The organism is Achromobacter sp. SD115, assembly GCF_017355315.1.
Lineage (GTDB): Bacteria > Pseudomonadota > Gammaproteobacteria > Burkholderiales > Burkholderiaceae_B > Achromobacter > Achromobacter xylosoxidans_B.
Map to the genome: position 1 here is coordinate 513,728 of NZ_JADIJM010000001.1, position 8,560 is coordinate 522,287.

The 8,560-nt window shown below is 67.7% G+C and carries 10 protein-coding genes; 9 read left to right on the plus strand and 1 reads right to left on the minus strand.

Annotation, left to right across the window (positions count from 1 at the left end; translation table 11 throughout):
- Positions 1-78: 78 nt before the first annotated feature.
- Entirely contained in the window at positions 79-1,446 is a 1,368-nt protein-coding gene (gene xseA / locus IPU70_RS02340; protein WP_207464584.1) for an exodeoxyribonuclease VII large subunit, read from the minus strand.
- A 351-nt stretch (positions 1,447-1,797) separates the two neighbouring features.
- On the opposite strand from xseA, the gene IPU70_RS02345 reads away from it, so the two are divergent.
- The 9 genes from IPU70_RS02345 to IPU70_RS02385 form a co-directional block, all read left to right on the plus strand.
- On the plus strand, positions 1,798-2,421 hold the full coding sequence (locus IPU70_RS02345) for a MotA/TolQ/ExbB proton channel family protein (protein ID WP_207464586.1): 624 nt from the start codon (positions 1,798-1,800) through the stop codon (positions 2,419-2,421).
- Positions 2,418-2,831, plus strand: a complete 414-nt coding sequence (locus tag IPU70_RS02350; RefSeq protein ID WP_207464587.1) for a biopolymer transporter ExbD — start codon at positions 2,418-2,420, stop codon at positions 2,829-2,831. Before IPU70_RS02345 ends, IPU70_RS02350 begins: the two co-directional genes overlap by 4 nt.
- On the plus strand, positions 2,828-3,868 hold the full coding sequence (gene lpxK / locus IPU70_RS02355; RefSeq protein WP_207464588.1) for a tetraacyldisaccharide 4'-kinase: 1,041 nt from the start codon (positions 2,828-2,830) through the stop codon (positions 3,866-3,868). Before IPU70_RS02350 ends, lpxK begins: the two co-directional genes overlap by 4 nt.
- 74 nt (positions 3,869-3,942) lie before the next feature.
- Positions 3,943-4,125 carry a Trm112 family protein gene (locus IPU70_RS02360; RefSeq protein WP_013394773.1) on the plus strand — a complete coding sequence of 61 codons (183 nt, stop codon included), beginning with the start codon at positions 3,943-3,945 and terminating at the stop codon, positions 4,123-4,125.
- An 11-nt stretch (positions 4,126-4,136) separates the two neighbouring features.
- A complete protein-coding gene (kdsB, locus tag IPU70_RS02365) occupies positions 4,137-4,901 on the plus strand; it encodes a 3-deoxy-manno-octulosonate cytidylyltransferase (RefSeq protein WP_207464589.1) in 765 nt (254 codons plus the stop codon).
- Between the two features lie 91 nt (positions 4,902-4,992).
- Positions 4,993-5,649 (plus strand): adenylate kinase, encoded by a 657-nt coding sequence (gene adk, locus IPU70_RS02370; RefSeq protein ID WP_013394775.1) that lies wholly within the window; start codon positions 4,993-4,995, stop codon positions 5,647-5,649.
- A 133-nt stretch (positions 5,650-5,782) separates the two neighbouring features.
- Positions 5,783-6,541 carry a 3-hydroxyacyl-CoA dehydrogenase gene (locus tag IPU70_RS02375; RefSeq protein WP_207464590.1) on the plus strand — a complete coding sequence of 253 codons (759 nt, stop codon included), beginning with the start codon at positions 5,783-5,785 and terminating at the stop codon, positions 6,539-6,541.
- 112 nt (positions 6,542-6,653) lie between these two features.
- Entirely contained in the window at positions 6,654-8,213 is a 1,560-nt protein-coding gene (murJ, locus tag IPU70_RS02380) for a murein biosynthesis integral membrane protein MurJ (RefSeq protein ID WP_207464591.1), read from the plus strand.
- Between the two features lie 215 nt (positions 8,214-8,428).
- A partial coding sequence (locus IPU70_RS02385) for a FecR/PupR family sigma factor regulator (RefSeq protein ID WP_242702284.1) occupies positions 8,429-8,560 on the plus strand: 132 nt, incomplete at its 3' end.

Below are 8,560 nucleotides of genomic sequence, written 5' to 3' on the forward strand. Positions count from 1 at the left end.
GACGCATCTGCTTATCACTGGAAGCATGTACTCATGAGGGCAGGCGCTTGACCCGCCAGGCAGGCGCGCGGCCTGCGCTCAGGACGCTTCGCGACTATCGCGGGTACGCGTGACCGCGACCTCGGCGCCGCCATGCGCGAAGCTCAGGTCCAGCGCCTGCCCCGCCGCCAGCGCGGCCGCGTCGCGGACGATGCGGCCCTGCTCGTCGCGCGCAATGGCGTAGCCGCGAGCCAGCGTGTTGCCCGGATCCAGCGCACGCAACTGGGCGGTGGCGGGCGCCAGCCGGTTGCGCCGCTGCACCAGCAGCCGCGCGTGCGCCTGACCAAGCTGGCGCGCCGCGCCCGCCAGGCGGTCGGCGGCACGGCCGGTGTCCGGCACCCGATGCGCCAGGCGCTGGGTCAGCAGATTGACGCGCGCGGCGCGGCGCTCTTGCGGACCGGACCAGGCGGTGGCCAGGCGGAAACGCAGGCTGTTCAGGCGCTCGCGCTGGTGCTCCAGGCGCTGGGCCGGCGACACCAGTTGGGCGGCGGCGCGGTCCAGCCTTTGGGCGGCGCGCTCCAGGCGGCGCTGCTGGCCCCGCGTCATGGCCTCCGCCGCCTGCATGACCCGCCCGAGCAATTCGGAACGCGGCACGCAAGCCAGTTCGGCCGCCGCGGTCGGCGTCGGCGCGCGCACATCGGCCACGAAATCGGCGATGGTGAAATCCGTCTCGTGCCCCACGCCGCTGATGACGGGGATTTCACTGGCCGCGACCTCGCGCGCCAGCGCCTCGTCGTTGAAGCTCCAGAGATCCTCGATGCTGCCGCCGCCGCGCACCAGCAGCAGCGTGTCGACTTCCGCGCGCTGGTTGGCCGTGCGCACCTGGGCGGCCAGCCGCCCTGCCGCGTCCGCCCCCTGAACCGGCGCCGGATAAATGATCACGGGCACCTGGGGGGCGCGCCGCGCCAGCGCCGACAACACGTCCCGCAACGCCGCGGCGTGCAGCGAAGTGATCACGCCGATCGCGCGCGGCAGCCCCACGGGTTCGCGCTTGCGCGCCGGATCGAACAGGCCTTCGGAAGCCAGTTGCTCCTTCAGGCGCAGGAAGGCCTCGTACAGATTGCCTAATCCTGCCCGCCGCATGGCGTCGGCCTGCAGCTGATAGTCGCCACGGGGCTCGTAGAGCGACACCCGGGCCCGGATTTCGACCTGATCGCCTGCCCGCGGCGTGAAACCCACCGCGCTGGCGCGGCTTCTGAACATGACGGCGCGCACGGAGGCCCGGCTGTCCTTGAGCGTGAAGTACCAATGCCCGGAAGCCGCCGCTGTGAAGTTGGAAATCTCTCCACGCACCCACAGCGCCGGGATGCTGCGCTCCAACAACTGCCCCACCGCTTGATTCAGCTGGGCAACCGTCAGGATATCCCGCGCAAATACGTTGTTTGTGACTGTAGATTCAATTGTCATGGGGCTTTCCGATGCGTACCTGTCCACAGGGGCCGCGTAGCGGGCCGCAATCATACCGCGTCCCAGCATATTTGCCGCAACTGGCCCGAAAGCCAGCAAATTCGAATTAAATCATTGATTTTTATAGGTATTTATCAAAAACGGAGCTGCTCGCAATTGAAGCAAACAAGTGCAAGCCCTGTGCCCATAAGCATTCCTGGGAAGTTTTGCACAGAATTATCCACAGGATCTGTGGATAGATTGGGGGTCGTACCGACTTGCCACACCCCCCGCCGCGCCGTTACAGTTTCGGCTTGATCAGTTGCCGGTTTGCGCGCCCTTGCGCGCCGGCTCCCCCGGGAGTTGAACGCTTTGCTTTCCATACTGCGCGAGGCCGGCTGGCCGATCTGGCCCCTGCTGGCGACATCCGTCCTGGGCCTGGCGCTGATCTTCGAGCGCTTCCTCTCCCTGCGCCGCGGCTTGGTCATGCCGCGCGGCCTGAGCGATCAAGTGGCTGAAATGCTGCGCAACCGCCAGGACACTCCCGAATCGATCAACCGCCTCGAACGCAACTCGCCGCTGGGCCGGATCCTCGCCGAAGTGATGCGGCACCGCCACCTGCCCCGCGAAGAACTGCGCAACGTGGTCGAGGACACCGGCCGCGCGGTCGCGCACGACCTCAGCCGTTACATTCCCGCCATCGGCACCATCGCCGTGGTCGCGCCCCTGATGGGCCTGTTCGGCACCGTGGTCGGCATGATCGAAATCTTCGGTTCCTATACCCCCGGCGGCGGCGATCCCGCCCAGCTGGCGCGCGGCATCTCGATGGCGTTGTACAACACCGGTTTCGGCATCCTCATCGCCATTCCCGCCATGATCGCGCACCGCTACCTGCGCAGCCGGGTGGACGGCTACCTCAGCGCCATGGAACAGGCCGCGTCGCGCCTGGTCCGCGCCGTCTCGCCTGGATCCGCCCCGCGCGAGGGCCGTTCATGAATTTCCGCGGCCCCCGCGGCGACCGCGATGAGCTGGATATCAATCTGATCCCGCTCATCGATGTGCTGCTGGTCATCCTGATCTTCCTGGCGGCGACCACTTCCTTCGCCCGCTTCACGCAGCTGAAGGTGACCCTGCCCCAGGCCTCGATGGAACAGGACACGCCCCCGGCCCTGGAAGTCGCCGTCAGCCAGGACGGGCGCTACGCGCTCAACGGCACGCTCATCGACGTCTCCACGCCGCCCGAAATCGCCGACGCCCTGCGCCAGGCCGCGGCCGGCAAGACCGAGCCGCTGGTCGTCATCAATGCCGACGCCCAGGCCACCCACCAGTCCGTGATCAACATCATGGAAGCCGCCCGGCTGGCTGGCATCGGCCGCGTCAACTTCGCCGCGCAGACCACCCGGTGACCGCCAAGCATGCCTCGACGCTGCTGGCGCGCCAATGGCAGCACGGCGGCTGGCTCTCCAATCTGCTGTTGCCGCTGTCCAGGCTGACCGCCTGGGAAGTGGCGCGCAAGCGCCAGCGCTATCTGGACGGCAGCCGCAGCGCCTATCGCGCCCCCGTTCCCGTCGTGGTGATAGGCAATGTCTACGTCGGCGGCACGGGCAAAACGCCCATGGTCATCGCCACCGTCGAAGCGTTGCGGTCGCGCGGCTACACCCCTGGCGTGGTCAGCCGCGGCTACGGCGTCAAGGTCGGCCCCCACGCCCGCGTCGGGCTGGGCGAGCTGGAAGCGGCCCGCTTTGGCGACGAGCCCGCGCTGATCGCCCGCGCCACCGGCGCCCCGGTCTCCGTGCACCCGAAACGCGCCCTGGCCGCCCAGGCCCTGCTGCAGGCCCATCCCAGGGTGGACGTGATCGTCTCGGACGACGGCCTGCAGCATCTGGCGCTGGCTCGCGACGTCGAAATCGTGGTGCAGGACGAACGCGGCGTGGGCAATGGCCGCCTGCTGCCCGCCGGCCCCTTGCGCGAACCGGCGGAACGGCTGCGGGAGGTCGACGTGGTGGTGACCAACATCGGCACACCCGACGGCCAGCCGCAAGCCGGCGCGACAGGCCGGCCGCGGCAGGTCAGGATGTGGCTGGAACCGGGCGACACGCGCCAGATCTCGGGGCGCGGCAAGCGCCCGCTGGCGGCCTTCGCCGGACTGCCCCGCGTCGCGGCGGCGGCCGGCATCGGCAACCCGGAACGCTTCTTCACCACGCTGCGCGGCGCCGGCATCACGCTGGCAACCGCACTGCCCCTGCCGGATCATCACGATTACGCCGAATCGCCTTTCCGGGCGCTCGCGGCCGACGCCATCCTGGTCACGTCCAAGGACGCGATCAAATGCGCCGCGCTGGACGACCCGCGCCTGTGGGAAGTCCCGGTACGCGCCGGCTTTTCGGACCCGCAGCTGTTCGACTGGCTGGCGCAGGCCTTGCGCCAACCGGCGCGGCGCTAGAAAAACGCCAGCCTGGCGGTGCCGCGGCGGCAAAGCCGGTCCGACCCCAGGCAAACTGTTTTAGAATTCCGGTCATGGAATCACGCCTCCTCGACATCCTCGTCTGCCCGCTGTGCAAGGGCCGCCTCGAACACGACCGGCAGCAAGCCGAACTGGTCTGCCGCGCCGACCGCCTGGCCTTCCCCGTGCGCGACGGCATCCCCGTCATGCTGGAATCGGAAGCCCGCGCGCTGGACGACGCCCCCGCTGCCCCCTGAACCGCCGCCGCATGAGCTTCATCGCCCTGATCCCGGCGCGCACCGCCTCGACCCGGCTGCCCGACAAGCCGCTGGCCGACATCGCCGGCAAGCCCATGGTCGTGCGCACCGCCGAGCGCGCGGCGCTGTCCGGCGCTGCCCGCGTCTATGTGGCCACGGACGACCTCCGCGTCCAGCAGGCGGTCCAGGCACACGGGCTGCAAGCGCTGATGACCCGCGCCGACCACCCGACCGGCACCGACCGCCTGGCCGAAGCCGTGGAGCAGTTGGGCTTGCCCGACGACGCCATCGTGGTCAACGTGCAGGGCGACGAGCCGCTGATCGAACCCGAACTGATCGACGCCGTCGCGGCCAAGCTGCAAGCCCGCCCCGAGGCCGACATCGCCACCTGCGCCTGCCCCCTGGCCGACGCTGACGCGCTGTTCAATCCCAATGTGGTGAAGCTGGTCTGCGCCGCGGACGACCGCGCGCTGTACTTTTCCCGCGCCCCGATCCCCTGGGCGCGCGACGCGTTGGCCTCGGGCGAACGTATCCTGGCCGAAGGCCTGCCCGCTTGGCACCATATCGGACTGTATGCCTACCGGGTGTCATTCCTGCGCCGCTATCCGTCCCTGCCACAGGGCGCGCTGGAACGCTTCGAGTCGCTGGAACAGTTGCGGGCCATGGAACACGGCCATGTCATCGTCGTCCATCGGGCGTCCCACCCTCCTGCCGCAGGCGTAGATACCCCGGCAGACCTGGAACGCGTCCGAGCGGTCTACAGCAAGCAGATATAAGGGTTATTTCCTATGGCGCGGCTCCGCATCGGCTGCTGCATTGCGGCATAATTCCCCGGATCACAAAAAATACACCCCTTCAGGAGCACTCATGCGTCTCATCTTGCTCGGACCTCCCGGCGCCGGCAAAGGCACCCAGGCCGCGTTTCTCACCCAACACTTCGGCATTCCCCAGATCTCCACCGGCGACATGCTGCGCGCGGCGGTCAAAGCGGGCACGCCGTTGGGCATTGAAGCCAAGAAGGTCATGGATGCCGGCGGTCTGGTTTCCGACGAGATCATCATCGGCCTGGTGCAGGACCGCCTGCAGCAGCCCGACTGCGCCAATGGCTACCTGTTCGACGGCTTCCCCCGCACCATCCCGCAGGCCGACGCGCTCAAGAGCGCCGGCGTCAAGCTGGACTACGTGGTGGAAATCGAAGTCCCCGAAGAAGACATCATCGAACGCATGAGCGGGCGCCGCGTGCACCAGCCCAGCGGCCGCAGCTACCACGTGCGCTTCAATCCGCCCAAGGTCGAAGGCCGTGACGACATCACCGGCGAAGAGCTGATCCAGCGCGACGACGACCGCGAGGACACCGTGCGCAACCGCCTGTCGGTGTACCGCGAACAGACCCGCCCCCTGGTCGACTACTACTCGTCCTGGGCGCAGCAGAATCCCGCCGATGCGCCGAAATACCGCAAGATCTCCGGCGTCGGCGCGGTCGAAGAAATCAAGGCGCGCCTGTACGCAGCCGTCCAAGGCTGATCGGCGCCTCGATGGCTCACAGGCCTTCGGCGCCGGCACCGGAACGCATCGCGTCCGGCCGGCCCCGAAGGCCTAGTCATATCCGGCGCCTGCCGCGCCGCTTTCATTCCTAGAACTCACTGGTGGTAGACACATGGAAATCGCGAACAAGGTATTCATCGTCACGGGCGGCGCGTCCGGACTGGGCGCCGGCACGGTGCGCATGCTGGTCGAAAACGGCGCCAAGGTCGTTATCGCCGACGTGCAGGACGAGCCGGGCTCGGCCCTGGCCAAGGAACTGGGCCAGCGCTACGTGCACTGCGACGTGACCCAGGAAGCCGACGGCAAGAACGCCGTGGCCGCCGCGCTCGAACTGGGCTCGCTGTTCGGCCTGGTGAACTGCGCCGGCGTCGCGCCCGCCGCCAAGATCGTGGGCAAGAACGGCGCGCATCCTCTTGAACTGTTCCAGAAGGTCGTGTCGATCAACCTGATCGGCAGTTTCAACATGATGCGCCTGGCGGCCGAAGCCATGAGCGCCAACGCGCCCGAATCCACCGGCGAACGCGGCGTGATGATCAACACCGCCTCCGTCGCCGCCTTCGACGGCCAGATCGGCCAGGCCGCCTACGCCGCCTCCAAGGCGGGCGTGGCCGGCATGACCCTGCCCATCGCGCGCGACCTGTCCAAGACCGGCATCCGCTGCATGACCATCGCCCCCGGCATCTTCGGCACGCCCATGATCTTCGGCATGCCGCAAGAAGTGCAGGACTCCCTGGCCGCCAGCATCCCCTTCCCCGCCCGCCTGGGCCGCCCGGAAGACTACGCCAAGCTGGTCCACAGCATCATCACCAACGACATGTTGAACGGCGAAACCATCCGCCTCGACGGCGCCATCCGCATGCCGCCGAAGTGATGTAGTACAAAGACAGGCCCACCAGGTGGGCCTGTTTTCATTGGGCGTCTCGCGCTTGCGCGCAGCCTCGCCGGGCCGGACCGGCCCGTTTTTTTATTCAGTAGTCCTATCCATGAGCCTGTTTCGTTCGGCGGCCACGGTCAGCAGCTTCACCCTGCTGTCCCGCATTTCCGGCCTGATCCGCGACATCCTGGTGGCCCGCGCCTTTGGCGCCGGTCCCATTACCGACGCTTTCTGGGTCGCCTTCCGCATCCCCAATCTGCTGCGCCGCCTGTTCGCCGAAGGCGCTTTCGCCCAGGCCTTCGTGCCCATCCTGGGCGCGGCGCGCAACAACCGTTCCGAGGCCGAGGTCCGCACCCTGCTGGACCGGGTGGCCCTGCTGCTGACGGCGGCGCTGATGCTCATCACGCTGATCGGCATCGTCGCCGCGCCCTGGGTCGTGTCCGCCATGGCCAGCGGCCTGCGCGGCGCCGACCGCGATACCGAATTCGGCGCGGCGGTCTGGATGACGCGGATGATGTTCCCCTACATCTTCTGCATGTCGCTGATCGCCTTCGCCTCGGGCGTGCTCAACACCTGGCGCCGCTTCGCCGTGCCGGCCTTCACGCCCGTGCTGCTCAACCTTGCCATGATCGCCGCCTGCATCTGGCTGGCGCCGCGCATGGACGTGCCGGTCTACGCGCTGGCCATCGGCGTCATGATTGGCGGCGTGGCGCAGTTGGCCGTGCAATGGATTGCGCTGGCGCGGCTCGGCCTGACGCCCCGCTTTACGCTGCGGTTCCGCGAAGCCTGGGGCGACCCCACGGTACAACGCATCCTCAAACAGATGGCGCCCGCCACCCTGGGCGTCTCGGTCGCGCAGATCTCGCTGCTGATCAACACCAACATCGCCACCTGGCTGACGCCGGGCAGCGTGACCTGGCTGTCCTTCGCCGACCGTTTGATGGAGTTTCCTACTGCACTCCTGGGCGTGGCACTGGGCACGGTACTGCTGCCCAGCCTCTCCGCGGCCCATGCCCGCGACGACCACGGCGGCTACAGCGGGCTGCTGGACTGGGGCCTGCGCCTGGTGTTGCTGCTGGGCCTGCCGGCCGCGGTGGGCATGGCGCTGCTGTCGGACGGGCTGGTCGCCACCCTGTTCCACTATGGCGCCTTCGCCGCCCAGGACGTAAGCCAGACCCGCCTGGCGGTCATTTCCTACTCGGCCGGCCTGATCGGCCTGCTGGCCGTGAAGATCCTGGCGCCCGGCTTCTACGCCAAGCAGGACATCCGCACACCGGTGAAGATCGCCATCGGCGTGCTGATCACGACGCAGCTGATGAACCTGGTGCTGGTACCCCTGATGGCGCATGCCGGACTGGCCCTGGCCATCGGCCTGGGCGCCTGCCTGAACGCGCTGGCGTTGCTGATCGGACTGCGCCGCCGCGGCGTCTATCAGCCGGGTCCCGGCTGGACTGCGTTCGCGCTGCGCCTGCTGCCCGCGCTGGCGGCGCTAGCTGCCCTGCTCTGGTATGCGGACGGGCGCATCGACTGGATCGCCCTGCAGGCCCACTCCGGGCAGCGGGTGGCCTGGCTGGCCGGCGTGCTGGCGGCCAGCGGCGCGGTCTACTTCGGAATGTTGTTACTGTTTGGCTTCCGCCCTAGGGACTTCGGCCGACGTCCGTCGCGTTAAGTTCGGACAATCTGCCTATATACCCCTCAAAAGCCGGTCTTGTACCGGCTTTTTTGCATTAGATTCGTCAAGAATTGACAAGCACCCGGTAATCTTTGGTAAAAAACCTTTATTATTTACAAATTGCCATCGAAAGGATCCCCCTTGAAGCACTGCGGGGACATGAAGTGAAGTACGCCCAAGGACAACCCATGGCGGACCAGGTAATCAATTAGCTGCTGTTATTGCGCTCCGGCAAGGCGACCGCCCAGGACTATAACGACTTCCTGGCGTGGCGCGCTGCCGACCCAGCCCATGAAAACGCCTGGCAGCAGCTGACCGGCTCGCTGGAAGGCTCGACGTTCGGC

Excerpts from the sequence above, each read along its gene's own strand:
- murJ (WP_207464591.1), top strand. The coding sequence starts at position 6,654 with ATGAGCCTGTTTCGTTCGGCGGCCACGGTCAGCAGCTTCACCCTGCTG.
- IPU70_RS02375 (WP_207464590.1), top strand. The coding sequence starts at position 5,783 with ATGGAAATCGCGAACAAGGTATTCATCGTCACGGGCGGCGCGTCCGGA.
- adk (WP_013394775.1), top strand. The coding sequence starts at position 4,993 with ATGCGTCTCATCTTGCTCGGACCTCCCGGCGCCGGCAAAGGCACCCAG.
- xseA (WP_207464584.1), bottom strand. The coding sequence starts at position 1,446 with ATGACAATTGAATCTACAGTCACAAACAACGTATTTGCGCGGGATATC.
- IPU70_RS02350 (WP_207464587.1), top strand. The coding sequence starts at position 2,418 with ATGAATTTCCGCGGCCCCCGCGGCGACCGCGATGAGCTGGATATCAAT.
- IPU70_RS02360 (WP_013394773.1), top strand. The coding sequence starts at position 3,943 with ATGGAATCACGCCTCCTCGACATCCTCGTCTGCCCGCTGTGCAAGGGC.
- kdsB (WP_207464589.1), top strand. The coding sequence starts at position 4,137 with ATGAGCTTCATCGCCCTGATCCCGGCGCGCACCGCCTCGACCCGGCTG.